At 72.4% G+C, this 24167-nt stretch carries 21 protein-coding genes; 13 read left to right on the forward strand and 8 right to left on the reverse strand.

Features of this window, described 5'->3' with window-relative positions; translation table 11 throughout:
* The first annotated feature begins 8 nt into the window (after nucleotides 1–8).
* Complete coding sequence (locus JOD65_RS10205; protein WP_191196610.1) at nucleotides 9–722, forward strand: DsbA family oxidoreductase; 714 nt, start codon at nucleotides 9–11, stop codon at nucleotides 720–722.
* 10 nt (nucleotides 723–732) lie between these two features.
* On the opposite strand, the gene JOD65_RS10210 is transcribed toward JOD65_RS10205, so the two are convergent.
* The gene (locus JOD65_RS10210) at nucleotides 733–1305 is read right to left on the reverse strand and encodes a YdeI/OmpD-associated family protein (RefSeq protein WP_204811096.1); all 573 of its coding nucleotides are present in this window, start codon (nucleotides 1303–1305) and stop codon (nucleotides 733–735) included.
* A gap of 135 nt (nucleotides 1306–1440) precedes the next feature.
* On the opposite strand from JOD65_RS10210, the gene serA reads away from it, so the two are divergent.
* Nucleotides 1441–3051 (forward strand): phosphoglycerate dehydrogenase, encoded by a 1611-nt coding sequence (serA, locus tag JOD65_RS10215; protein WP_191196611.1) that lies wholly within the window; start codon nucleotides 1441–1443, stop codon nucleotides 3049–3051.
* A gap of 10 nt (nucleotides 3052–3061) precedes the next feature.
* Here serA and yczR read toward each other — a convergent pair whose 3' ends face one another.
* Nucleotides 3062–4513, reverse strand: coding sequence for a MocR-like transcription factor YczR (gene yczR / locus JOD65_RS10220; RefSeq protein ID WP_191196612.1), 1452 nt, complete (start codon nucleotides 4511–4513; stop codon nucleotides 3062–3064).
* A 61-nt stretch (nucleotides 4514–4574) separates the two neighbouring features.
* Here yczR and yczE point away from each other — a divergent pair, with 61 nt between their 5' ends.
* Nucleotides 4575–5279: a membrane protein YczE gene (gene yczE, locus JOD65_RS10225; RefSeq protein WP_191196613.1), complete on the forward strand. Its 705-nt coding sequence runs from the start codon at nucleotides 4575–4577 to the stop codon at nucleotides 5277–5279.
* A 70-nt stretch (nucleotides 5280–5349) separates the two neighbouring features.
* Complete coding sequence (locus JOD65_RS23980; protein WP_191196614.1) at nucleotides 5350–7134, forward strand: FG-GAP repeat domain-containing protein; 1785 nt, start codon at nucleotides 5350–5352, stop codon at nucleotides 7132–7134.
* A 106-nt stretch (nucleotides 7135–7240) separates the two neighbouring features.
* On the opposite strand, the gene JOD65_RS10235 is transcribed toward JOD65_RS23980, so the two are convergent.
* Entirely contained in the window at nucleotides 7241–7807 is a 567-nt protein-coding gene (locus JOD65_RS10235) for an O-methyltransferase (RefSeq protein ID WP_191196615.1), read from the reverse strand.
* A 424-nt stretch (nucleotides 7808–8231) separates the two neighbouring features.
* Between JOD65_RS10235 and JOD65_RS10240 the strand changes: the two genes are divergently transcribed.
* From JOD65_RS10240 to JOD65_RS10260, 5 genes are read left to right on the forward strand one after another with little or no spacing between them, the layout of a single operon-like run.
* Nucleotides 8232–8372 carry a hypothetical protein gene (locus JOD65_RS10240; RefSeq protein ID WP_191196616.1) on the forward strand — a complete coding sequence of 47 codons (141 nt, stop codon included), beginning with the start codon at nucleotides 8232–8234 and terminating at the stop codon, nucleotides 8370–8372.
* 10 nt (nucleotides 8373–8382) lie between these two features.
* A complete protein-coding gene (locus JOD65_RS10245; protein ID WP_191196617.1) occupies nucleotides 8383–9471 on the forward strand; it encodes a 3-isopropylmalate dehydrogenase in 1089 nt (362 codons plus the stop codon).
* A gap of 34 nt (nucleotides 9472–9505) precedes the next feature.
* Entirely contained in the window at nucleotides 9506–10585 is a 1080-nt protein-coding gene (locus tag JOD65_RS10250) for a branched-chain amino acid aminotransferase (protein ID WP_191196618.1), read from the forward strand.
* On the forward strand, nucleotides 10582–12468 hold the full coding sequence (gene nhaA / locus JOD65_RS10255) for a Na+/H+ antiporter NhaA (protein WP_307821071.1): 1887 nt from the start codon (nucleotides 10582–10584) through the stop codon (nucleotides 12466–12468). Before JOD65_RS10250 ends, nhaA begins: the two co-directional genes overlap by 4 nt.
* A gap of 57 nt (nucleotides 12469–12525) precedes the next feature.
* Nucleotides 12526–13203: a DUF2306 domain-containing protein gene (locus JOD65_RS10260; protein WP_191196619.1), complete on the forward strand. Its 678-nt coding sequence runs from the start codon at nucleotides 12526–12528 to the stop codon at nucleotides 13201–13203.
* Here the strand turns inward: JOD65_RS10260 and JOD65_RS10265 are convergent.
* The 3 genes from JOD65_RS10265 to JOD65_RS10275 all read right to left on the reverse strand — a co-directional run bounded on the left by JOD65_RS10265 (nucleotide 13182) and on the right by JOD65_RS10275 (nucleotide 15555).
* Nucleotides 13182–13826, reverse strand: a complete 645-nt coding sequence (locus JOD65_RS10265; RefSeq protein WP_191196620.1) for a response regulator — start codon at nucleotides 13824–13826, stop codon at nucleotides 13182–13184. The genes JOD65_RS10260 and JOD65_RS10265 overlap by 22 nt on opposite strands.
* A complete protein-coding gene (locus tag JOD65_RS23985) occupies nucleotides 13823–14968 on the reverse strand; it encodes a sensor histidine kinase (protein WP_191196621.1) in 1146 nt (381 codons plus the stop codon). The genes JOD65_RS10265 and JOD65_RS23985 overlap by 4 nt, the downstream gene beginning before the upstream one ends.
* Before the next feature lie 242 nt (nucleotides 14969–15210).
* Nucleotides 15211–15555: a TraR/DksA family transcriptional regulator gene (locus JOD65_RS10275; protein ID WP_191196622.1), complete on the reverse strand. Its 345-nt coding sequence runs from the start codon at nucleotides 15553–15555 to the stop codon at nucleotides 15211–15213.
* Nucleotides 15556–15644: 89 nt separating this feature from the next.
* Here JOD65_RS10275 and JOD65_RS10280 point away from each other — a divergent pair, with 89 nt between their 5' ends.
* From JOD65_RS10280 to cimA, 3 genes are all read left to right on the forward strand, one after another.
* Nucleotides 15645–17441, forward strand: coding sequence for a serine/threonine protein kinase (locus JOD65_RS10280; RefSeq protein ID WP_191196623.1), 1797 nt, complete (start codon nucleotides 15645–15647; stop codon nucleotides 17439–17441).
* Between the two features lie 93 nt (nucleotides 17442–17534).
* On the forward strand, nucleotides 17535–18887 hold the full coding sequence (locus JOD65_RS10285) for a circularly permuted type 2 ATP-grasp protein (protein WP_191196624.1): 1353 nt from the start codon (nucleotides 17535–17537) through the stop codon (nucleotides 18885–18887).
* Nucleotides 18888–19233: 346 nt separating this feature from the next.
* Nucleotides 19234–20814, forward strand: coding sequence for a citramalate synthase (cimA, locus tag JOD65_RS10290; protein WP_191196625.1), 1581 nt, complete (start codon nucleotides 19234–19236; stop codon nucleotides 20812–20814).
* A 42-nt stretch (nucleotides 20815–20856) separates the two neighbouring features.
* Here cimA and JOD65_RS10295 read toward each other — a convergent pair whose 3' ends face one another.
* Complete coding sequence (locus tag JOD65_RS10295) at nucleotides 20857–22656, reverse strand: LVIVD repeat-containing protein (RefSeq protein ID WP_191196626.1); 1800 nt, start codon at nucleotides 22654–22656, stop codon at nucleotides 20857–20859.
* Nucleotides 22657–22844: 188 nt separating this feature from the next.
* On the opposite strand from JOD65_RS10295, the gene JOD65_RS10300 reads away from it, so the two are divergent.
* Nucleotides 22845–23537, forward strand: a complete 693-nt coding sequence (locus JOD65_RS10300; RefSeq protein WP_191196627.1) for a DUF305 domain-containing protein — start codon at nucleotides 22845–22847, stop codon at nucleotides 23535–23537.
* A gap of 17 nt (nucleotides 23538–23554) precedes the next feature.
* Here the strand turns inward: JOD65_RS10300 and JOD65_RS10305 are convergent, their stop codons facing one another.
* Nucleotides 23555–24142, reverse strand: a complete 588-nt coding sequence (locus tag JOD65_RS10305; protein ID WP_307821072.1) for a TetR/AcrR family transcriptional regulator — start codon at nucleotides 24140–24142, stop codon at nucleotides 23555–23557.
* Nucleotides 24143–24167: the final 25 nt, after the last annotated feature.

The raw sequence follows: 24167 nt of genomic DNA on the forward strand, positions 1-24167 counted from the left end.
GGGCCATCGTGAAGATCGAGATCTGGTCCGACGTCGTCTGTCCGTGGTGCTACATCGGCAAGCGACGCATCGAGAACGCCCTGGCCGAGTTCGAGCACGCCGACGAGGTGGAGGTGCACTGGCGCTCCTACCAGCTCGACCCGGGCGCGCCGACCGAGCCGACGGAGAGCACGACGACGATGCTGGCCCGCAAGTACGGCCAGTCGCCCGACGGTGCCCAGCAGATGCAGGACCGGGTCGAGGCGGTCGCCGCCGAGGAGGGCCTGGTCTACCGGCTCTCGCAGACGCTTCACCTCAACACCGTCGACGCGCACCGCGTCATCCACCTCGCCCACGAGCAGGGTGGCAACGAGCTGCAGGGCCAGGTGAAGGAGGCGCTGCTCAAGGCGTACTTCACCGAGGGCCGCAACGTCGCCGACCACGCCGTGCTGCGTGAGGTCGCCGTAGGAGCCGGGCTCGACGCCACGCGCGTCGACGAGGTCCTCGGCTCGCGGGAGTTCGAGACCGACGTGCACGCCGACGTCGCGCAGGCGCAGGCCTACGGAGCGAGCGGTGTCCCGTTCTTCGTCGTCGACGAGAAGTACGGCGTCTCCGGGGCGCAGCCGACCGAGGTGTTCACGCAGGTGCTCGAGCGGGCGTGGTCGGAGTCGCGACCGAAGATCGAGGTGCTGGCGACCGGTGCCGACGGGCAGGAGTGCGGCCCGGACGGCTGCCCCATCTGACGCCTGCGCGTCACTGCGCCTTGATCCCCTGAGCGGCCTTCTCCGCCGTCGTCCCGACCCGCGCGGCGCGCGTCTCCGGCCTCTTCGCGAGCACGATCCACGACAGGATCAGCTTCTGCGCCGAGGCCGACCACGACTCCCAGTGCTCGCGCGCGCCCGGGTGGCGGTCGAAGGCGGCGGCGAGGTCGTCCGGCACGATGCAGTCCTCGACGTCGTCCATGAGGGTCCACATGCCCGTCTCCTTGGCTGTCGCGATGGCGGCCGCGCCGGCGGGCTCCATCAGGCCGGCCTCCTCGAGGCGGGCGACGCGCCCCTTGTTGATGCGGGTCCACATGCTGCTCCGGCGGCGCGGGGCGAACCACTGCATCGAGCGGAGCTCGTCGACGGGCTTGACGGTCGAGTCGACCCAGCCGTAGCGCAGCGCCTCCAGCACGGCCTCCTCGTAGGAGAAGGCCCGCTCGGCGGCCTTGCGCGGACTGACCAACCACACGCCCTGCGGCTGCGGGTGGTTGTCGCGCAGCCACGCGCTCCACTCCTCGACGGTCGCCGGCTCGAGCCGCTCCGCGTCGTCCATCGCGCCCATGCCTGGATCGTAGGCGCCGGGTACGACGTCCGGATGCTGGGGCGATGGGACTCGTGTCCCACTCGCGGGTAATGTGAGCCGGGCACAGCGTCGTGCAGTCCCCGAACACACCCTTGATCACCCGAGGACCCCGCTGTGAACGCATCCGCTCCTGCGCCCGATCTCCGGCCAGTCGTACTCATCGCCGAAGAGCTGAGCCCCGCCACGATCGAGGCGCTCGGCCCGGACTTCGAGATCCGCAGCTGCAACGGTGCCGACCGCGCCGAGCTCATCCCTGCGATCGCCGACGTCGACGCGATCCTCGTCCGTTCCGCCACCAAGGTCGACGCCGAGGCCCTCGCCGCCGCCCGTCGGCTCAAGGTCATCGCCCGCGCGGGTGTCGGCCTCGACAACGTCGACGTGAAGGCCGCGACCCAGGCCGGCGTCATGGTCGTCAACGCTCCGACCTCCAACATCGTCAGCGCCGCTGAGCTCGCCGTCGCCCTCATGCTCGCCGCGGCCCGCCACATCAGCCCGGCCCACGCCGCCCTCCGTGGCGGCGAGTGGAAGCGCTCGAAGTACACCGGCATCGAGCTCTACGAGAAGACGGTCGGCATCGTCGGCCTCGGCCGCATCGGCGTCCTGGTCGCCCAGCGCCTCAGCGCCTTCGGCATGAAGGTCATCGCCTACGACCCCTACGTGCAGGCCGGCCGCGCCGCGCAGATGGGCGTCCGCCTCGTCGACCTCGACACGCTGCTCGCGGAGTCCGACTTCATGAGCGTCCACCTGCCCAAGACGCCGGAGACGGTCGGGCTCATCGGCGTCGACCAGCTGGCCCGCGCGAAGTCGAGTCTGGTCCTCGTCAACGCCGCTCGCGGCGGGATCGTCGACGAGGCCGCGCTGTACGACGCCCTCAAGACCGGCCAGATCGCCGCCGCCGGCCTCGACGTCTTCGCAAGCGAGCCGTGCACGGACAGTCCCCTCTTCGAGCTCGAGAACGTCGTCGCCACGCCCCACCTCGGTGCGTCGACCGACGAGGCCCAGGAGAAGGCCGGCGTCGCCGTGGCCCGCTCGGTCCGGCTCGCCCTGAGCGGCGAGCTGGTGCCCGACGCCGTCAACGTGCAGGGCGGCGTCATCGCCGAGGACGTACGTCCCGGCATCCCGCTCACCGAGAAGCTCGGCCGGGTCTTCACCTCCCTGGCCGGTGAGGTCGCGCAGCAGCTCGACGTCGAGGTCCGGGGGGAGATCACCGAGTTCGACGTCAAGGTGCTCGAGCTGGCCGCGCTCAAGGGCGTCTTCGCCGACATCGTCGAGGAGCAGGTCTCCTACGTGAACGCGCCACTCCTCGCTGCCGAGCGCGGGACCGAGGTGCGCCTGGTGACCGAGGCGGAGAGCCCCGACCACCGCAACCTGATCACCCTGCGGGGGACGCTCGCCGACGGCACCCAGGTGTCCGTGAGCGGCACGCTCGTGGGGCTCGCCCAGAAGGAGCGGCTGGTCGAGGTCAACGGCTTCGACGTCGACATCGAGCCGACGACCCACCTGGCTTTCTTCACCTACGAGGACCGTCCCGGCATGGTCGGCGTCATCGGAGGCATCCTCGGCGACGCCGACGTGAACATCGCCGGCATGCAGGTCTCGCGCCAGGACAAGGGTGGCGCCGCGCTCGTCGCCCTCAGCGTCGACTCGGCGATCCCGTCCGACACCCTCACCGAGATCGAGGCCGCGATGCACGCTGCCTCGGCGCGCGCGGTGGACCTGTCCTGACGGACTCGATCTAGGCGACCATCACCCGGCCGGCAGCGCGACGCGCTGCCGGCCGGGCTGCGTCCGTGGTCACGTGCTCCCAGGCGGCGGCGAGGCGTCGTACGGCCTCGGTGAGGTCGTCGGGGGAGGCGGTCCATGGGATCCGCACGAAGCGGTCGAGGCCGCCCTCCACCGCGAACACCGGCCCGGGGGCGACGACGACGCCGCGGCGCTCGGCCTCGGCCGTCGTCGCGGTGCCGAGCGCCTCGGGCAGCTCGCACCACAGGGCTAGGCCGCCGTCGGGCACGCGGAAGCGCCACGACGGCAGGTGCTCGCGGACGGCCGCGACGAGCGCGTCGCGGCCCGTGACCAGCCGCTCGCGGTGGAGCGGGAGCACCTCGTCGGCGTGGTCGAGCAGGTCGGCCAGCACCAGCTGCTCGAAGACCGGCGCCCCCAGGTCGAGGCCGATGCGAGCCTGCAGGAGCCGGTCCATGTCGGCGAGCGGGGCGCGCACCCAGCCCAGGCGGAGCCCGCCCCAGAACGACTTGCTCGCGCTGCCGATCGTGATCGCGTCGTGCGCATGGGCCGCGAGCGGACCCGGCATGGCGTCGGCCAGCCCGGGCGCGAGCGCGAGCGCCTGGTGGGCCTCGTCGGCGACGACGGTCGTGCGGGTGCGGGCCAGCGCATGGGCGAGCTCCTCGCGCTGGCTGTCGCTCATCAGGTGCCCGGTCGGGTTCTGGAAGTCCGGGATCAGGTAGGCGAGCCGGGGCGAGGTCTGGCGCAGGGTGGCCGCCAGCGCGTCGAGGTCCCAGCCGTCGGGGTCGACGGTGGCGGCGACGAGCCGGGCGCCCGCGTGCCGCACCGCCTGGGTCGCGTTGGGGTACGTCGGCGACTCGACGACGACCCGCTCGCCGGGAGCGGTGAACGCCTGTGCCACCACCGACGCTGCCGCCAGGGCACCGGCGGTGACCATGACCTGCTCGGGCACGGTCGGCAGCCCCCGCGCCTCGTAGGCCGCCGCGATCCGCGCCTGGAGGGCGGGCACGCCGAGCGGGAAGTAGCCGGGCCCGCTGAGGTAGGCGGGCAGCTGCTCGGTGGCGCGCTGGTAGGCCTCGACGAGGCCGGGCGGTGCGGAGTGCGCCGCGCAGTTGAGGTCGATGACGTCCTCGCCGCCGGTGCCCGGCATCAGCGACCGGTCGTGGGCGCGGCGCTGCCCGCCGGGCACGGTGGTGAAGGTGCCGGAGCCGCGGCGCGCCTCGGCGTACCCCGACTCCCGCAGCACCTCGTAGGCACGGGTCACGGTCGTGCGCGAGACGTCGAGCGAGGCGGTGAGGTCCCGCTCGCTGGGCAGCCGCACCTCGATGCCGATCCGTCCGTCGCCGATGAGCACGCGCAGGCTCTCGGCCAGCCCGAGGTAGGCGGGGGTGCGGGGGAAGTCACCGACGAGGGTGGCCACGCGCTGGGCGCTGACGATGCGGCTCATGCAGGCCACTGTTCCACCATTGGCTATGTCGGACAAGGCCACTTGGGATCAGGATGGACCCATGACCAGCACGACCCCCACGGGAGCCCCCACCGGAACCGTCCACGCGCCCCGCGGCGTCCTCGTCGACCTGGGACCTGTCGCCCAGCTGCGCGCCGGACGCCTGGCGCGACGCCTGCCCCAGCTCTTCGTCGGGCTCTTCCTCTACGGCGTCTCGCTGGCGCTGATGGTCCGCGGCGCGCTCGGCCTCGCACCGTGGGACGTGCTGCACTCCGGCTTCATCCGCCATGTCCCGATGACGCTCGGCCAGGCCGTCGTGCTGTTCAGCTTCGTGGTGCTGGTGCTGTGGATCCCGCTGCGGGAGATGCCGGGGCTCGGCACGATCAGCAACGCGATCGTCGTGGGTCTCTCCGCCGACGCGACGCTGGCCGTCCTCGACCGCCCGGAGGCAATGGCGGGGCGGCTCGGCCTGATGGTCGGCGGCGTCCTGCTCTGCGGGCTGGCCAGCGCGCTCTACATCGGCGCCCAGCTCGGCCGCGGGCCGCGCGACGGCCTGATGACCGGTCTGTCGCGGCGCACCGGGATCTCGCTGCGGCTCGTCCGCACCGGCCTCGAGGTGGCCGTCGTCGTCATCGGCCTGCTGCTCGGTGGCGTCCTGGGCGTCGGGACCGTGGTCTACGCGCTGGCGATCGGTCCACTCACCCAGCTGATGCTGCCGTGGTTCACGGTCGACCTGGGTGACGCGGGCGTGGCGGTCAGGCGATAGCGCGTCGCCGCATGAGATAGATCATATATAATCACGCTTCTTCGGCGACCGGCCTCAGAAGGAGTGACAGGTGATCCTTTCTCGACCCCAGCACGCGCTGCGCGTGGGCACCGCCCTCGCGACCGCGCTGACAGCGACGGCCCTGCTCGTGCCGCAGGCCCAGGCCGGCCCGCCGGTCGACCCGGCGGTGGCCGCGTCGTTCACGCGGACCAACATCGACCCGAGCATCACCGGCGCGGCCTTCACCGTGACCGGCCCGGTGTTCGGCGCAGAGAAGAACCTGGTGACCTCCGGGTTCGGCACGTTCATGTTCGGCGCGCCCACGGGCGGCGGCACCCTGCAGGTCTACCGACCGGGCGGCAACGTCGGTGTCTGGGACAAAGTCACGGTGTTCGGCACCGGTGCCAACATCGTCACCCCCAACCAGCCGACCATCGCAGACGTCGACGGTGACTCCGACAACGACCTGATCGTGCCCGGCGGATACTTCTTCGACACCTATGACCCGCCCGGGCCGGCTGTCCCTCAGAGCCGCGGCTCGCTCACGTGGTGGGAGAACACCGGGCCGAGCAGGGCGTTCGTCCGCCACGACGTCATCCCGCCCGTCCAGCCGTGGGCCTACCACGGTGCCGAGTTCGCCGACCTCGACGGCGACGGCCACAAGGACCTCCTGACCGTCGGCGAGCAGGGCGTGGACCCGTCGACCCCCACCGACGACCTGGTGCAGATGCAGCTCTTCCCGGGCAACGGGGACGGCACCTTCGACGCCCCGGTCCCGATCGCCTCCACCGGCGGCAGCCTGCCGGTCGTCCACGACGTCAACGACGACGGACGGCTCGACATCGTGTCCGCGCAGTACTTCGGCTTCCCCACCGGCCCGGCTGCCGTGGCCATGCCGTCGTACAGGTGGTACGAGCAGACCGGCGTCATCGCACCGGGTGGTCTCACCAGCGCCAACTTCACCCCGCACACGATCGCGACGTTCGGACAGACGGCGAACGGCTTCCAGATCAAGCCGGTCCCGAACTTCCACGGTGACGGAAAGCTCGGCTGGGTTGCCACCAACCACCTGAGCAAGCTCGGCCCGGGCGGCGCCTTCCTCCCGGCGTCGGAATCGGTCTACGAGCTCACTCCCGGCGCGGACAAGGCGCAGCCGTGGGCGCTCACGACGCTCTCCAACCCGTCGGACCCCGCCGACAAGATGGCCGCCCGTGCGGCGGCCGGCTCGGCGGCGCCGGGCGTGCTCGGCTACGGCGACATCGACGGGGACGGCGACGTCGACCTCGCGGTGTCGGGTGACGGCGACGAGCTGGTCGTCGGCACCTGCCAGGCGTCGAACACCTGCGCCCGACGGCTCTTCTGGATCGAGCAGAAGGCGGGCGGGGCGTTCGTCCAGCACACGCTGACCGGCCCCAGCGAGCGGTTCGGGCAGGCAGGCGGCGCGGTGGTCGCGGACCTCGACGGCGACGGCGACAACGAGCTGGCGTTCAGCTCGTTCGAGCAGAACACCCTCGCGATCTGGACCAGGCAGGGCGGCGGGCCGGCGATGGTGACCAGCACGGTCACGGGCTTCAAGACGAAGACCGCCAAGGTGCACGCCGGGCAGAAGATCAAGGACACGATCAAGGTCACGCCCGGACCCGCGCGGGAGGTCGTCCTGCAGTTCCGCACGTGCGGGCCCGCGGACGACTCCTGCTCGTGGAAGACCTACGAGACCTACACGAGCAACCCGGGCAACGCGGTGAAGCTGAGGTACGCCGCCAAGGGCAAGCAGAGCTGGTGGCGCGTGCTGGTCGAGGCGACGCCTCAGCAGTCCGAGGCGACGAGCGGCGTGCGCAAGGTCAAGCTCAAGTAGCTCCTGGAACTGCCGCCGGGTGAGGGCGACGGCGACTCCTGCGAGGAGTCGCCGTCGCCCTCACGCCATCCACTGCGTCGCCGGAGCCACCGACGTTGCGGCGGCGTCAGCGCCGGGTGGCGATCACGGCGGACGCGTCGGCGGCCACCATCACCTCGACCGCGGTGAACCGCTCGTCGGTGAGCCACTGCTCGCGCAGCGTGTCGACGCGCCCGTAGGTGATCGGCGGCCACGACTCGCACGGCGCGAAGTCGTCGAGCACGACGATGCCGCCGGGCTCGACGAGGTCGATGACGGCGTCGACGCCCACCTCGGACGGGGTGCCGGAGTCGAGGAACAGCAGGGAGAAGGGGCCGTGCTCGCGCAGCACGCTCCAGTCGGCGGCGAGCACCTCGACCTTGGGGTCGTCGTCGAAGATCTTGGACGCAGCACCGGCCAGCGACTCGTCGAGCTCGGCGGTGAGGATCCGTGCCCCGTTGCGCACGCCGCTGCGCAGCCAGGCGGTGCCGACCCCGCAGCCGGTGCCGAACTCGGCCATCGTGCCGCCCCTGGTTGCGGCGAGGGTGGCGAGGAGGCGACCGGTCTCGTTGCGGCAGAACGCGACGTAGCCGGCCTGGCGGCAGACGTCGAACGCGCGCTGGACGATCTCGGGGAGTTCCGGAGGAGCAGACATGAGGTCGCCGAGTCTGTCACTCCTCGCGCGCGATCCCACTGGACGGGCCGACATCTCACGATCTGACACGTTCGGGGAAACCCCGTGCGGCGGCCCGTCCGGCAGTCGTACAGTCGTCCCACCATGCGGAGCGTCTTCGTACTTATCGACTGCCGCGGCGAGGCCTGACAGAAGGGCCACCTCGTCGCGGTGTTCGGCGTTGACGAGGTTCCGCCACCCGGCCTTTCGCCCCTCCGCCGAGCGTCTGCTCGGCAGAGCTCGAAGCCACCGCCTTCGCGGCGGGTCCTCCGCAGTCCTGCGCGACCCGCACGCTCGTCGGCCGGCAGCCGGGCCCGGGCGATCCCCGCCGTCCAGCTTCCCTACCCGCCGCGGTGTCGGCGGCTTCGGGCTCACCCACACCGTCACGCACGTAGGAGTGAGATCGATGTACCAGATGTATCCCGACACCTGGGGCCCCGCGGCCCACGACCCGGAGAACCCGCGCAGCGCGGAGAACACGGCGGTCGCCGTCCAGACCGCGCTTGACCTGCGAGACGGCGGCGGCCAGCGTCCGGACGACAACTAACGTTCGCCGCATGCCTGACACCGACCAGACCGCCGCCGCCCGCGACACCGGGAGCCCCACCCTCGCCGTCATCCCCGGCGACGGCATCGGCCCCGAGGTGACCGCCGAGGCCCTCAAGGTCCTCGAGGTCGCCGCGCCGGTGAAGTTCGAGTCGACGCGCTACGACCTCGGCGCCGAGCGCTACCTCGCGACCGGCGAGGTGCTGCCCGACTCGGTGCTCGCGGAGATCCGCGGGCACGACGCGATCCTGCTCGGTGCCGTCGGCGGCAAGCCCAACGACCCGAACCTGCCTCCTGGCATCCTCGAGCGCGGCCTGCTCCTCAAGCTGCGCTTCGAGCTCGACCACTACGTCAACCTGCGCCCGTCGCGCCTCTTCCCGGGCTCGGTCTCACCCCTCGCCGGGCACGTCCTGGACAAGGGCGAGGTCGACTTCGTGGTGGTGCGCGAGGGCACCGAGGGCCCCTACACGGGCAACGGCGGCGCGCTCCGGGTCGGCACCCCGGCCGAGATCGCCACCGAGGTCTCGGTCAACACCGCGTACGGCGTCGAGCGCGTGGTGCGTGACGCCTTCGCACGGGCGCAGAAGCGGCCGCGCAAGAAGCTCACGCTGGTCCACAAGACCAACGTGCTGGTCAACGCCGGCTCCCTCTGGTGGCGCCTGTTCGAGCAGGTGGCCACGGAGTTCCCCGACGTCACGACCGACTACATCCACATCGACGCGGCCATGATCTTCATGGCCACCGACCCCGCCCGCTTCGACGTGATCGTCACCGACAACCTCTTCGGCGACATCATCACCGACCTCGCCGCCGCCATCACCGGCGGCATCGGGCTGGCCGCCTCCGGAAACGTCAACCCCGACCGGACGGCCCCGTCCATGTTCGAGCCCGTCCACGGCTCCGCCCCCGACATCGCGGGGCAGCAGAAGGCCGACCCGACCGCCGCGATCCTCTCCGGCGCGCTCCTGCTCGACCACCTCGGCCACGCCGAGGCGGCCGCCGCGATCGAGGCGGCCGTCCTGGCCGACCTCACCGAGCGCGACCCCGGCACGAGCCGTCGTACGAGCGAGGTCGGGGACGCCATCGCCGCCCGTCTCTGAGCGCCCCTCCGGGCCTCTGGAATAGGTTGACCCCATGCAGATCAGCACCACCGCCAACCCCACGCCCGTCGAGCTCGCCCGGCTCGAGGAGATCCACGCGAACCCCGGTTTCGGGCAGCACTTCACCGACCACATGCTGCTGGTGGAGTGGACGCCCGACGCGGGGTGGCACGACGCCCGGATCCAGCCCTACGGACCGTTGACGCTCGACCCGGCCACGGCGGTGCTGCACTACGCGCAGGAGACCTTCGAGGGGATGAAGGCCTACCGGCACGACGACGGGTCGGTGTGGACGTTCCGGCCCGAGCAGAACGCCGCACGTATGGTGCGCTCGTCGCAGCGGCTGGCCTTCCCGGAGCTGCCGGTCGAGGACTTCGTCGCCTACGTCGACGCGCTGGTCGAGGTCGACCAGCGGTGGGTGCCGGACAACTCCGGCGGCGGCGAGAAGTCGCTCTACCTGCGCCCGTTCATGTTCGCCTCCGAGACGTTCCTCGGCGTCCGTCCGGCCCAGCACGTCACCTTCATGGTGATCGCGTCCCCGGCGGGCGCCTACTTCAAGGGCGGCATCAAGCCGGTCAACCTCTGGCTGTCGGAGACCTTCACCCGCGCCGGTCGCGGCGGCATGGGCGCGGCCAAGACGGGCGGCAACTACGCCGCGTCCCTCGCCGCGCAGCGTGAGGCGATCGAGAAGGGCTGCGACCAGGTCGTGTTCCTCGACGACCAGGAGTTCCGCTACATCGAGGAGCTCGGCGGGATGAACCTCTTCTTCGTCCACGCCGACGGCCGTGTGGTCACCCCCGAGACCGGCACCATCCTCGAGGGCATCACCCGCGCCTCGATCATCGAGCTCGCCGGCAAGCTCGGCCACGCCGTCGAGGAGCGGAAGGTCTCCATCGACGAGTGGCGTGACGGCGTCGCCTCCGGTGAGATCACCGAGGTCTTCGCCTGCGGCACAGCCGCGGTCGTCACCCCGGTCGGTGAGCTCCGCTCGCCCGAGGGCGTCACGCCCGCGCCGTCCAGCACCGAGCTGACCATGCAGATCCGCGAGGCGCTCGTCGGGATGCAGTTCGGGCGCGCGGAGGACACCTTCGGCTGGATGCACCGCGTCGTGTGAGCACGGACCAGGAGCAACCGGACCCGGACCAGTCCTCCTGCCGGGGGTCCGCGGCGTTCGAGGCGCAGAGCTCGCGCTCGCTGCGCGACTTCATCCGCACCGAGTCCGGCTCCGCCGGCATGCTCGTCATGGCGGCGCTGATCGCCCTGGTGTGGGCCAACTCGCCGTGGTCGCAGTCCTACGTCGACCTGTGGCACACGGAGCTGTCGATCAGGTTCGGCGACGGCGGCCTGACGATGGACCTGCACCACTGGATCAACGACGGCCTGATGGTCGTGTTCTTCTTCGTCATCGGCCTCGAGGTCCGCAAGGAGTTCGCCATCGGCGAGCTCGTCGACCGCAGTCGCGTGGTGGTGCCGCTGGTCGCGGGCGTGACGGGCATGCTCGTGCCGGCGGCGATCTTCCTGGCGCTCAACCCGTCCGGTGAGGCGGCGGCCGGGTGGGGTGCGGTCATCGGCACCGACACCGCGTTCCTGCTCGGGGTGATGGCGCTGGTGGGCCCGGCGGTCTCGACCCAGCTGCGGATCTTCCTGCTGACGCTCACCGTGATCGACGACATCGTCGCCGTCAGCGTGATCGGCGTCGTCTACTCCGACGAGCTGTCCCTCGGAGCGCTGGTCGTCGCCGCCCTCTGCCTGGTGGTGCTGGTCGGCCTCGACCGCGCGGGCGTCTGGCAGGCGGCGCCCTACGTGGTGGTCGTGCTGGTGCTGTGGTTCGCCACCCTGGAGTCCGGCGTGCACGCCTCGATCGCCGGCATGCTGAGCGGCCTGCTGGTCCCCGCCCTCGACCCGCGCCGGTCCGACGTCGAGGACGCTGCGCGCAGCTTCCGCGCGTTCCGGCAGTCGCCGATGCCGGGCGTGCAGCGGGCTGCGCGCCGGTCGCTGACCCGCGCCATCTCCGTCAACGAGCGCCTGCAGGAGGCGCTGCACTCCCCGACCAGCCACGTCGTCGTACCCGTCTTCGCGCTGGCCAACGCCGGCGTGGACCTGCGCGACGGCGTCCTCGGCGACGCGTTCGGGTCACGGCTGATGTGGGGCATCGTGCTCGGCCTGGTCGTCGGCAAGGCTCTCGGCATCTTCGCCGGCGCGTGGGCGAGCGTGCGCCTCGGCTGGGGGCGGCTGCCCCAAGGCGTCGGCCTGGGCCACACCCTGGCCGGCGGTGCGCTCTCCGGCATCGGCTTCACGGTCTCGTTGCTCATCATCAGCCTCGCCTTCGAGTCGTCGCGGCTGCAGGACCAGGCGCGCGTCGGCGTGCTGGTGGCCGCCGCACTGGCGAGCCTCGCCGGCTGGCTCGCCTTCCGGTTCGCCGCCCGTTTCCTCGGCCAGCGCGATGCGGCCCTCCCGACGCACCTCAGCCGACCGGTCGACCCGGCGCGCGACCACATCACCGGACCGGTCGACGCGCCGCTGACGCTGGTGGAGTACCTCGACTTCGAGTGCCCGTTCTGCGCCCGCGTGAGCGGGGTCGGCAAGGAGCTGCGCGCGCACTTCGGCGACCGGCTGCGCTACGTCACCCGCCACCTGCCCCTGCCGGTCCACCCGCACGCCGAGCTGGCCGCTCTGGGTGCCGAGGCGGCGGCGCGGCAGGGCCGCTACTGGGACATGCACGACGTGCTCTTCGCCCACCAGGACGAGCTCGAGCTGGAGGACCTCGTCGGCTACGCCGCCGGGCTCGACCTCGACGTGGAGGCGTTCCTCCGCGACCTCGACGACGACGACCTGGCGCGCCACGTCGCCCACGACGTCGCCTCGGCCGAGGAGAGCGGGGTGCGGGGCACGCCGACCTTCTTCATCGGCGAGACCCGCCACATCGGTCCCCACGACGCCCGGACCCTGATCGAGGCCCTCGAGTCGGCGCAGGCGGTGCCTCGGCCGATCGGCTGACCCGCCGCGGCCTGCGGGCCGATGCGTCGTACGCCCCGCGCCGCGAGGCTCGTCGGCATGAGCACGACCGTCTCCCGAGCGGGCCGACCCGACGCCCCGCCCCGTCCCCGTCGCGAGTGGTGGATTCCCGCGAGCCTGCTGGCCCTCACCTTCGTGCCGGTGGCCGCCGGTGCCGCGCGGCTGGTCGACCTCTCGTCCGGTCGGACTGCCGAGAACGCGCGCTTCTTCGACCTCCCCGTCCCGGTCGTGGTGCACATCCTCGGGGCCACGACGTACTGCGTGCTGGGGGCCTTCCAGTTCATGCCCTCCTTCCGCCGCCGTCGTCCGCGCTGGCACCGGTGGAGCGGTCGCGTCCTCGTCCCGGCCGGCCTCGCGGCGGCGGTGAGTGGGCTGGTGATGACGGTGTCCGGCCGGCTGCCGGCGTACGACAACACCGCCCTGATGTGGCTCCGCCTGCTCTTCGGCACGCTCATGGCGGTGGGGCTGGTACTGGGCCTCGCCGCGATCCGGGCCCGGGACGTGCGCACGCACCAGCGGTGGATGGCGAGGTCGTACGCCGTCGCGCAGGGCGCCGGCACGCAGGCGCTCGTGCTCGGCCCGATGGTGCTCGTCGTCGACCAGCCCGGCGGTGGCCTCAAGGCCGCCGGGATGGGGTTCGCGTGGGTGCTGAACCTCGCCGTGGCGGAGTGGCTGGTGCGGCGGTCGCAGGTGCGTCAGTCGAGCCGGCGGGTCTGATAGGCCCACAGTGCGAGCTCGACCCGGTTGCGGACGCCCAGCTTGCCCATGAGGGAGCCGAGGTGGGTCTTCACCGTGCTGAGCGAGATGTAGAGCTCCGCGGCGACCTCGTGGTTGGTCAGCCCGCGGGCCACCGCGACCAGCACCTGCTCCTCGCGCTCGGTCAGCGGTGAGGTCGGCTGGGGCGGCGTGTCCCTGGCCGCGAACCTCTTCAGCAGGCGGGTCGTGACCGTCGGCGCGATCAGCGATCCGCCGTCGGCGGCCGCGCGTACGGCGTGGGTGAGCAGCTCGGGGCCGCAGTCCTTGAGCAGGAAGCCCCTGGCGCCGGCCAGCAGGGCGCCGTAGACGTACTCGTCGAGGTCGAACGTGGTCACCACGACGACCGCCATAGGGTCCGGGACGTCGGGCCCGGCGAGCGCGCGGGTCGCCTCGATGCCGTTCAGCCGGGGCATCCGGATGTCGAGCAGGCACACGTCGGGCCGCAGCTCGCGCGCCTGCTCGACGGCGTCCTGCCCGTCGACGGCCGTCGCGACCACCTCGATGCCGTCCTGCGCGCCGAGGATCATCGCGAGCCCGGTGCGGACGATCTCCTGGTCGTCGGCGACCAGCACGCGCAGTGTCATCGTGCCTCCTCGAGGGGAAGTGTCGCAGTGACCCGCCAGCCCACGAGGGGAGCGAGCGACGCGGCCTCGAGGCGACCGCCGAGCAGCGCCGCCCGTTCGGTCATGCCGACGATGCCGAAGCCGTCCCCGCTGCCCGTCGAGCCCCGTCCGTCGTCGGTCACGACGAGCTGCACACCGTCCTGCTCGCGGGTGACCCGCACCTCCACGAAAGTGGCGTCCCGGGCGTGCCGGCGGGAGTTGGCGACCGCCTCCTGCGCGATGCGCTGCAGCGCGGCCGCGACGGTCGGGGACAGGTCGTCGAGGTCGTCGTCGACCGCGACCGCCACCACGGGCCCGGGCCCGCCGCTCGCCAGGCCGCGGAGGTCCGCCAGCGGGCGCTCGGGCGCCTCCTCGTCGGTGCGGAGAAGGCGCAGGACCTTGCGAGTCTCCGCCAGCGTGCGCGTCGCCTCCTCGTCGATGCGGCGCAGCGCGTCCGTCGCGGCCGCGGGCTCGCGCCCGGCGACCGCGAGGCCCGCCTGGGCGGTGATCGCGATGGCTGTGAGGTGGTGGGCGACCGTGTCGTGGAGGTCGCGGGCGAGCCGCTCCCGCTCCCCACGGCGTACGTCGTCGAGCTGCCGCGTCCGCAGCAACGACCGGGCGCGGACCGCCGCACCCAGCGCGACCGCTGCCACGATGACCGCGGTGCCACCGATCCGGTCGGCGGCGGGCAGGTCCTGCGAGACCAGCGAGCTGCCCGCGACGAAGAGGAAGAGGAAGAGACCCTTGACCGCGTCTGCGCCGCCGGCCCAGCGCGCCAGGCAGTAGGGGATGAGGAGCCCGACGATGGCGCTGTTGAGGTCGCCCGGTCCAGCCCCGTCGGTCACCCGCGTGATCACCAGCTCGGCGAGGACCACGGCCCCGAAGACGGTCACGGTGAGCAGGGGTCGGGTCCGGCGGACGAGCAGCGTCGGCAGCCAGACGAGGAAGCCCGCCAGGGACAGCCAGCGGAACGGCAGGTCCGGGCGCAGCACGGTCACCTCGACGACGGCGAGGACGGCAGTGACCCCCACGAAGGCGTGGTCGAGGCGTCCGGCAGGCCGCGCGTCGGGCGGCGCCGGAAGGCGCCACACGGACAGCGCGACGGAGCGGATCTGCGCGAGCACGGGTGCACGCTAGTGCCCCGCGGCCGCTCATAGGATCGGCCGGATGACCGAGTGCGTCGCTCGGTCCCGGCGAAGGTGGCGGCAGATGACAGGGATCCGGTGGTCCGCGATGCGATGTGCCGCCACCTTGTGCGGCGGTGGGGTCTGGGTGGCGGCAGATGACAGGGATCCGGTGGTCCGCGATGCGATGTGCCGCCACCTTTGGCGACGGCCGGTCGGATCGGGGCCGAGGCGGCGGGAGATCACGAACGCCGGGACGCACACCTGATGCACCTGCGCGCGGCAGGCAGGGCCTCGAGCCGCGGTGCGCCGATGTCGCGGCCGCAGACCTCGCAGACGCCGTAGGTGCCTGCCTCGACCCGCTCGAGGGCCGCATCCACCTCGGCCACGTGGTGCCGCACCTGGCGCACGAGCGCACCGATCTGGGAGCGCTCGAAGGCGATGGTCGTGCCCTCGGGGTCGTGCTCGTCGTCGGCGTTGGTGTCGAGGGAGGCCGCCACCATCGCCTCGTGGTCGCCGGTCAGGCCGGCCAGCCGGGTGAGCGCCTGCTCGCGCTCGCCCGCCAGGCGCCGTCGTACCTCCTCCACCACCCCATCGTCGCCGACGCGTCCGACAGCGGCGCGGCGCGGCGCCCGGGATCGGGGTAACGACCCGTTCCAGCCGTATCCTCGTTGCCGTGACGACGTCCCCGAAGGCGCCGCCGCCCGGGTTGACCGTCGGCGGCTACGCCCTGCGTGCCCGGCTCGGCGAGGGCGGCATGGGCGTGGTGCACCTCGGGCAGAAGCCGGGGGAGCGCCCGGTCGCGATCAAGGTCCTGCGCCCGCACGTCGTCGGCGACGACGAGGCCCGGCGCCGGCTGGCGCGCGAGGTCAGCTCGCTGAGCCGGGTCCGCAGCCGCCGCATCGCCGAGATCGTCGACGCCGACCCGTTCGGCGAGATCCCCTTCGTCGCCACTCGCTACGTGCCCGGCCTCTCGCTCCACGACCACGTGCAGGAGGAGGGAGCGCTCGAGGGCGACGACCTGCTGTGGTTCGCCGACTGCCTCGCCGAGGCGCTCGAGGCGGTCCACTCGGTCGGCGTGCTCCACCGGGACATCAAGCCGTCCAACGTCATCATGGAGGGCCGCACGCCCATCCTGATCGACTTCGGCCTGGCCCGCGTCGCCGAGGACTCGCGCATCACGATGAACGGCTGGCTGCTCGGCACGCCGGGCTACCTCGCCCCCGAGATCCTCTACGGCGACGACGCCACGATCGCCTCCGACGTGCACGCGTGGGCCGCCACGGTGGCGTACGCCGGCACCGGCCGCGCGCCGTTCGGCCGTGGACCGTCGGTGGCGGTGATGGACCGCGTGCGACGCGGCGAGCACGACCTCACCGGCCTGGCCCCCGACGTCCTCGAGCTGGTCGAGGAGGCGCTCGCCCCGGAGCCCGCCGACCGGCCCACGCTCGAGGAGGTCCGCGACTGGCTCGAGGACCTCGGTTCGCCCGAGCCCGACGAGCGTGAGGAGCGCGCGACCGCCCCCGTCACGCTGCCCTACGTCGCCGGGATCCGGCAGGACCTCGAGGCGCCGACCCGCGTCGGCACGGCCGCGGCGGAGCCGTTCGCGCCGACCGTCGCGCCGGCGTACACCCAGCCGGTGGGTGAGCCGGTGCACTGGTCCCACGACTGGGACCGACCGGGCGACGACGACCTCGACCGACACAGCGACCGTGCCTGGCACGACGACCACGACGACGACCACTCCGACGACCGCACCGACTCATGGCACGACGACGACGCGACCGTCGGGTGGGGTGACGCCGGCACACAGCCGCACCGGCAGACCCGCGTGCTGCCGGACGGCTCCACCGAGTACGTCGGTGACTACGGCCCGCCTGCTCGGCCGCGCGTGCCGGCCGGCGAGCGGCTGCGCCGCACACTCACCCTGCTCGCCGTCGGCGGCGTCGTCGCGGGCGCCATCACGTTCGCCCCCTACGTCGCGATCGCCGTCCTCGCCGTCGTCGTCTGGCTGCTGCGCAGCGGCTCGCTGGCCGCGTCGTCCGCGGGCAGCCGGCGCGACCGTCGCGGGGCCAAGTGGTACGACGGCATCCAGGTGCTGCTCGCCGCCCCGTGGCACGCCGTGGCCGGTCTCGGCGGCTCCCTGCTGCTGTTCCTGTGGAGCGCGGGCATCGCCTGCGGCGTCGCGCTGCTGTGCTTCGCGGGCGCGTTGTCGCTGACCACCTCGCTCGCGGTGATCGGGGCGATGTTCGCTCTGTCGACGTGGTGGGGCCCGGGCTCGGAGCGACTCCGCTCGCCCGTCCACCGCGTCGTCGACCCGCTCGCCCGCCGCGGCGTCCCGTGGCTGCTCGTCACGCTGCTCGTCGCGGCCGCCGGGTCCGGCCTCGGTGCGGCGGCGTCCGCGCGGGGCACCAGCTGGGCGCCCGACGACTCGGCTCCGTTCTCCGACGTACGGCTTCCCGGCTGGTTGTGACGGACCTCGCCGTTCGGGCAGGCCCGGGTCGTTCCCCCGTGGGCACCACCCTTCGGGGGGAACGGCCTGTCATGCACTTGGTAGACAGGTCGGATGGACCATCACGCCGACGCGGCCCATCCGACCGACCACACCGACCAGACCGAACGGACCGACCCCACCCAGCGGCCCTCGTCCGCTACTGAGCGCGACGAGCTGAGCCGCCGGGTCAACGCCGTGCTGGAGGAGCGGGGCGTCCGCTTCGGTGGAGCGGGCGGCCACGCCTTCCGCGCCGACCCCGTCCCGCGCCTGCTCGACCCGGGGGAGTGGGACCTCCTCGCCGACGGCCTGGCGCAGCGCATCCGCGCGCTCGACGCCTTCGTCGCCGACGTGTACGCCGAGCGCCGGTGCGTCGCCGACGGCGTCGTGCCGGCCCACGTCCTGGACGCGACGCCCTACCTCGAGCCGGACCTCACCGGCAGCGCCCCCGTGGCGGGCGCCTGGATCTCGGTGGCCGGGTTCGACGTCGTCCGCGACGAGGACGGCACGCTGCTGGTGCTGGAGGACAACGTCCGAACGCCGTCGGGGATGGCGTACGCCATGGCCGTGTCGGAGGCCGTGTCGGAGGTGCTGGGCGTCGAGTCGTCATCCGGCCTCGACGAGTGCGCCGCTGCGCTGCGACGCTGCCTCGAGGCGACCAACCCCGGCGCCGACGGCGCGCTCGTGCTCGTGACCGACGGCCCCGAGAACTCGGCGTACTACGAGCACCGCCGCCTCGCCGACGAGGCCGGGCTGGAGCTCGTCGAGCCCGACGGCCTCCGGCGCGACGGGGACGGGCTGCGACTGGCCGACGGGACGCCCGTGCGAGCCGTCTACCGCCGCACCGAGCAGGACGGCCTGACGCCGCGCGACGCCGGCGTCGACGTGGCGAGCCTGCTCCTCGAGCCGTGGCGTGCCGGCCAGGTGGGCATGGTGAACTGCTACGGCACCGGGGTCGCCGACGACAAGTCCGTCTACGCGCACGTCGACGAGATGGTCCGCTACTACCTCCACGAGGAGCCGCGGGTCCGCTCCGTGCCGACCTACGACCTCACCGACGCCGACCGGCTGCAGGAGGCGCTGGACCGGCTGCCCGACCTGGTCGCGAAGCCCCGCGACGGGGCCGGCGGCGAGGGCGTCGTCATCGGTCCGACGGCGTCCGCGGACCAGCTGGCCGCCACCCGGCAGGCGATGCGCGACGAGCCGAAGCGCTGGATCGTCCAGGACGTCGTCTCGCTGTCCACCCAGCCGACGATCGTCGACGGCGTCCCGCAGCCGCGCCACGTGGACCTCCGGCCGTTCGTGTTCTTCGACGGTCGCGAGGTCACCGTGCCGCGGGGAGGCCTGACCCGCGTGGCGCTCGAGGAGGGGCAGATGGTCGTCAACTCCTCCCAGGACGGCGGAGCCAAGGCGACCTGGGTCGGCTAGCGCGGCCGCGGCCCTCGCGACCGGCGAACTGTACGAGAACTGTGCGGGTCGCTGGCCGTGGCCCCGACCCGGTGCGGCGCGGTGGACTGGATCCAGCTCGGGGGGACATCACGTGCCCCGGGTGTCGCTCGTGGGGGAGTGGCGCCCGGGGCACGTGTGCGCGTGCCGACCGGATGGCGAGACGCACGTCTCGGGGGCGCGGGTTCGGTGGCACCATGAAGTCGTGACCACCAGCACGATCATCATTGCCTAGCGTGACGGGACTCCCCGCCGCGCCGACCTCCTGCACCCCAGGAGGTTTTTTTCTGCCCCCACCACTGCCCACCTCCGAGACCGAGGACCTCCGATGGACCTGCACGGCTCGTTCCACGTCTACGACACCACCCTGCGCGACGGCGCCCAGCAGGAGGGCCTCAACCTCACGGTCGCCGACAAGCTGAGCATCGCCAAGCAGCTCGACGGCCTCGGCGTGGGCTACATCGAGGGTGGCTGGCCGGGGGCCAACCCCAAGGACACCGAGTTCTTCCGCCGCGCCCGCGAGGAGCTCGACCTCCGCCACGCGCGGCTCGCAGCATTCGGCGCGACCCGCCGGGCCGGCGTACGTGCCGCCGACGACCCGCTCGTGCGCGCCCTGCGTGACTCCGGCGCGGGCGTCGTCACGCTGGTCGCGAAGTCGCACGACCGCCACGTCGAGCTCGCGCTGCGCACCACGCTCGAGGAGAACCTCGCGATGGTGCGCGACACCGTCACGCACCTGCGCGAGGAGGGGCAGACGGTGTTCCTCGACGCCGAGCACTTCTTCGACGGCTACCGCGCCAACCGGGCGTACGCCCTCGAGGTGCTGCGCACCGCCGCCGAGGCCGGCGCGGAGGTGGTCGCCCTGTGCGACACCAACGGCGGCATGCTGCCCGACTGGGTCTCCGACGTCGTGCTCGACGTCATCGAGACCACGGGCGCCCGCGTCGGCATCCACGCCCACAACGACAGCGGCTGCGCGGTGGCCAACTCGCTCGCCGCCGTCGCCGCCGGGGCGAGCCACGTGCAGGGCTGCATCAACGGCTACGGCGAGCGCACCGGCAACGCCGACCTCGTCACCGTCGTCGCCAACCTCGAGCTCAAGCTGGACCGCAACGTGCTGCCGCAGGGCCTGCTGCGCGAGGCGACGCGCATCGCGCACGCCGTCGCCGAGGTCACCAACGTGCCGCCGGCGTCGCGTCAGCCGTACGTCGGCACGTCGGCGTTCGCCCACAAGGCCGGCCTCCACGCCAGTGCCATCAAGGTCGACCCGGACCTCTACCAGCACCTCGACCCGCTCGTCGTCGGCAACGACATGCGCCTGCTCGTCTCCGACATGGCCGGGCGCGCGTCGATCGAGCTCAAGGGCCGGGAGCTCGGTTACGACCTGTCCGACGACCGCGAGCTCGTCACCCGCGTCACCGACCGGGTCAAGGCGATGGAGCAGCGCGGCTACACCTTCGAGGCCGCCGACGCGTCCTTCGAGCTGCTGCTCGCCGAGGAGGTCGAGGGCGCGCGGCCGTCGTACTTCGACGTCGAGTCGTGGCGCGTCATCACCGAGACCCGCACCGACGGCGAGGCGATCTCGGAGGCGACGGTGAAGCTGCGGTCGGAGGGCGTGCGCTACGTCGTCACAGGCGAGGGCAACGGTCCCGTCAACGCCCTCGACGCCGCGCTGCGCGAGGCGATCGGGCAGGCCTTCCCGGAGGTCGCGAAGTTCGAGCTGATCGACTACAAGGTCCGCATCCTCGACCAGGGCCACGGCACCGACGCGATCACCCGCGTGCTCATCGAGACCACCGACGGGGAGTCGTCGTGGGTCACCGTCGGCGTCGGCGCCAACGTGATCGAGGCGTCGTGGGGCGCGCTCGTCGACGGGCTGACCTTCGGCCTGCGCCGACACCACCGTTGAGGGGAGGCGCCGCCACCGGACCGGTGGCGGCGCCCGCCCTGCTCAGAGGCTGTCGCGCAGGTCCTTCAGGGCCTGCTTGAGCTCACCCTGGTCGCCGGAGTCGTCGAGGACCCGGATGGCGTTGGCGAGCTGGGCCTTCGCCGAGGCGCCCCTGCCCTCGAGCTTCTCCGCCTTCGCGAGGTGCTTCTCGACGGTGTCGAGCGTCGCCCCGTCGAGCTCGCCGGAGCGGACGGCCTGGTCGAAGTAGGCGCCGGCGACGTTGAAGCTCGGCTCCCAGACGATCTTCTCCTGGTGCTGGGCGTTGAACTCGTCGACCTGCACCTCACGGGCCGCGTCGAGCTCGTTCTCGCTGAGCAGGTCGCTGGTCGTCAGCCCGAAGGTGTCGAAGCCGCGGGCGATCTCGCTGCCGTAGACCTGTCCGTTGTACCAGTAGGTCGACCAGAGGCCGCCGAGGTTGAGCCCGGCCGGGTTGGGGGTGTTGATGGGGCCTCGGTCGAAGTAGGCGATCTCGACCGGGTTGGCGGTGTCGCTGAAGTCGATCACCGACAGGCCGCCCTGGTACCAGGCCTGCACGAGGATGTCGCGACCCGGCACCGGCACCAGCGAGGAGTTGTGGGCGACGCAGTTCTCCTGCGTGGTCTGCACGGCCGGCATCTTGTAGTAGCTGGCGAACTCCATCTGGTCGCCGTCGAGGTCGAAGAGCGCGTCGGCGCCCCACTCCAGCTTGTCGGTCGCCCGGCACCGGGCGCTCGTGCCGCCGCCCCACTCGTCGGTGAAGATCACCTTGGTGCCGTCGTTGTTGAAGCTCGCGGAGTGCCAGTAGGAGAAGTTCGGGTCGGACACCGCGTCGAGGCGCACCGGGTTCACGGGGTCCGAGGTGTCGAGGAGGATGCCGTTGCCCTGGCACGCGCCGGCGACCAGCTCACGCGCCGGGAACGAGGTCAGGTCGTGGCAGGTGTTCGTGTTCGGCAGGGGCGAGTACGCCGTGCCGCTGGGGTGCAGGGTGCCGGGGGTCGTGTTCTGCAGCCCGTTGAAGGCGCCCGTCGCCGGGTCCGTGAAGATCCGCGGCTGGCTCACGATGGCCGCCGTCTGGGGTGCGGCCAACGGCACCTTGATCACGTCGATGCGCCACTGCGTCGGGTTGCCCGAGGTGACCGGGGCCGGGTTGTTGGCGTTCGCGTTCTCGCAGCCCGCCAGCTCAGCAGCGGGGCGTACGCCGGACGTGCCGGAGTTGTAGATGTAGATGTTGGCCGGGTCGTCGGGGTCAGTGACGATCGAGTGCGTGTGGGACCCGCGGCAGGTCTGCACGCCCGGGAGCTGGACCGGGTTGGCCTGGTCGCTGATGTCGAAGATCCGGACGCCGCGGAAGCGCTCGAGGTTGACCGCGCCGCCGGCGCCCTGGCTGCCGCAGTCGATGCGGCCGCGGGTCTCCTCGACCGACATGAAGAGCAGGTCGCCGTAGACCGACACGTCACCCTGGCCGCCCGGGCACACGAAGGAGCCGCTCAGGGTGGGGTCGGCCGGGTCGGAGATGTCGTAGAACTGGAAGCCGTTGAAGCTGCCCACGACAGCGGTGTCACCGGTGAACGCGAGGTCGGAGTTCACGAACCCGAAGTTGCCCGGAGGTGCGTCGAAGGGCGCCACGCGTGGGTCGTTGTCGAGCAGCTCGATGTTGCTCGTCACCTCGGACCACGGGAGGTAGCCCGGCGCGAGGCCGACGCGTGGGTCGGTCGGATCGGGAAGGTCCGCGGCGTACGCCATCGCAGGCAGGAGCGCGGCAGCCAGGACCACCACCCCGGCGGCTCGTAGCACGGACCGGCTCGGACGGGGCTGACGCGACATGTGGGTACCCTCCCGCTCAGGTCGGCCCGAATGCCCGGGCCCGGGAGGCCCGCCGCGAGATCGACCTACGATGTCCGACAACGTAGCGAGGGTCGGGCGTCGACCGCCATACCCACACCAGACCAGTTGTGGCACCGAGATCGAGCCATCCGGCCGACGAGCAAGCATCGAGCGAGTGGGAGACCCACATGGGGAGCAGGAGCAACAGGGGCGGTCGGGTCCGTCGGTGGCCGGCCCTCCTCGTCGGTCTCGCCGTCGCGCTCGGATCGGCGGCCTGCACCTCCGACGACGAGGCGCCCGCGGACGACGCGGCGCCGGTGGTCCAGCTCGGCGCCCCCGGCGAGTCGGGAAAGACGCTCTCTCCCGACGAGGCCGAGGCGATCGAGGACCCCACCTGGACCGACGCCGACGTCGAGTTCGTCCAGATGATGCTCCCGCACCACCAGCAGGCGCTCGAGATGACGGCCCTCGTCGAGGACCGCGCCGCGGACCCCGACCTCGCCCAGCTCGCGGAGCGCATCGAGGTGTCACAGCAGGACGAGATCGCGCTGCTCGAGAAGTGGCTCGACCAGCGCGGCGAGATGGTGTCGGGGATGCACGGCGACCATGGGGGCCACGGAGACGGAGGCGGCCACCAGGACATGCCCGGCATGCTCACCCCCGCCCAGCTCGACCAGCTCGCGCGGTCGAAGGGTGAGCGGTTCGACCGGCTGTTCCTGCAAGGCATGATCCGGCACCACGAGGGCGCGGTGGTGATGGTCGAGACGCTGCTCACCGGTGGCGAGGGCGGCCAGGAGTCCGAGGTGTTCCAGCTGGCCAGCCACATCGGCACCGACCAGCAGGTCGAGATCGCCGCGATGAAGGAGCGACTGGGCAGCTGAGCTGCGGGTGCCTGCGGTCAGCCGACGACGCGTGCCACGAGGTCGTCCCAGGCCAGCTCGATCTGCGCCAGGCTGACCCCGTCGACCCGCTGCTGCTCGAGCGCCATCGCCTCCAGCGGGGCGAGCAGGGCGAACGCCAGGAAGTGCAGGTCGCCCGTCACCTCGAGCTGGCCGAGCAGGTGGCGTACGTGCATGAGCGCGAACCCGGCAGCCGCCCGGGAGCGGACCGGGTCCGTCCCGGTGGCGGCCCGGATCAGGTCACCGTGGGTGACGTTGACCCGCATCCGCGAGTGTCCGAACGCCAGGAGCCGCTCCAGCGGCGGTGCGCCCGGGCCCAGCGGCGGCGGGCCGGAGATGACGCTGCCCTGCCACGCGGTCTCGGACTCGTTGAGGACGGCGGCCATCAACCCCTCGCGGCTCTCGAAGCGCCGGAACAGCGTGCCCTTGCCGACGCCTGCCTCGGTCGCGACCGTGTCCATCGTCACGCACCCGACCCCCCGCGTCTCCACCAGGCGCAGCGCCGCTGCCAGGATGGCCTCGCGGTTGCGCGCCGCGTCGGCCCGCTCAGGCGCAGGCTCGTCGGCCAGCGGCAGGAGGTGGGTCACGCCCCTCAGCGTAGGTCGGAAGAAA

Source organism: Nocardioides cavernae, from assembly GCF_016907475.1.
GTDB classification, from domain to species: domain Bacteria; phylum Actinomycetota; class Actinomycetes; order Propionibacteriales; family Nocardioidaceae; genus Nocardioides; species Nocardioides cavernae.

Bases quoted from the DNA above. Each gene is read 5' to 3' on its own strand.
- JOD65_RS10210 (WP_204811096.1), bottom strand. From the start codon at position 1,305: ATGGGCGCGATGGACGACGCGGAGCGGCTCGAGCCGGCGACCGTCGAG.
- yczR (WP_191196612.1), bottom strand. From the start codon at position 4,513: ATGAGCCGCATCGTCAGCGCCCAGCGCGTGGCCACCCTCGTCGGTGAC.
- yczE (WP_191196613.1), top strand. From the start codon at position 4,575: ATGACCAGCACGACCCCCACGGGAGCCCCCACCGGAACCGTCCACGCG.
- JOD65_RS10235 (WP_191196615.1), bottom strand. From the start codon at position 7,807: ATGTCTGCTCCTCCGGAACTCCCCGAGATCGTCCAGCGCGCGTTCGAC.
- JOD65_RS10240 (WP_191196616.1), top strand. From the start codon at position 8,232: ATGTACCAGATGTATCCCGACACCTGGGGCCCCGCGGCCCACGACCCG.
- JOD65_RS10245 (WP_191196617.1), top strand. From the start codon at position 8,383: ATGCCTGACACCGACCAGACCGCCGCCGCCCGCGACACCGGGAGCCCC.
- JOD65_RS10250 (WP_191196618.1), top strand. From the start codon at position 9,506: ATGCAGATCAGCACCACCGCCAACCCCACGCCCGTCGAGCTCGCCCGG.
- JOD65_RS10260 (WP_191196619.1), top strand. From the start codon at position 12,526: ATGAGCACGACCGTCTCCCGAGCGGGCCGACCCGACGCCCCGCCCCGT.
- JOD65_RS10265 (WP_191196620.1), bottom strand. From the start codon at position 13,826: ATGACACTGCGCGTGCTGGTCGCCGACGACCAGGAGATCGTCCGCACC.
- JOD65_RS10285 (WP_191196624.1), top strand. From the start codon at position 17,535: ATGGACCATCACGCCGACGCGGCCCATCCGACCGACCACACCGACCAG.
- cimA (WP_191196625.1), top strand. From the start codon at position 19,234: ATGGACCTGCACGGCTCGTTCCACGTCTACGACACCACCCTGCGCGAC.
- JOD65_RS10295 (WP_191196626.1), bottom strand. From the start codon at position 22,656: ATGTCGCGTCAGCCCCGTCCGAGCCGGTCCGTGCTACGAGCCGCCGGG.
- JOD65_RS10300 (WP_191196627.1), top strand. From the start codon at position 22,845: ATGGGGAGCAGGAGCAACAGGGGCGGTCGGGTCCGTCGGTGGCCGGCC.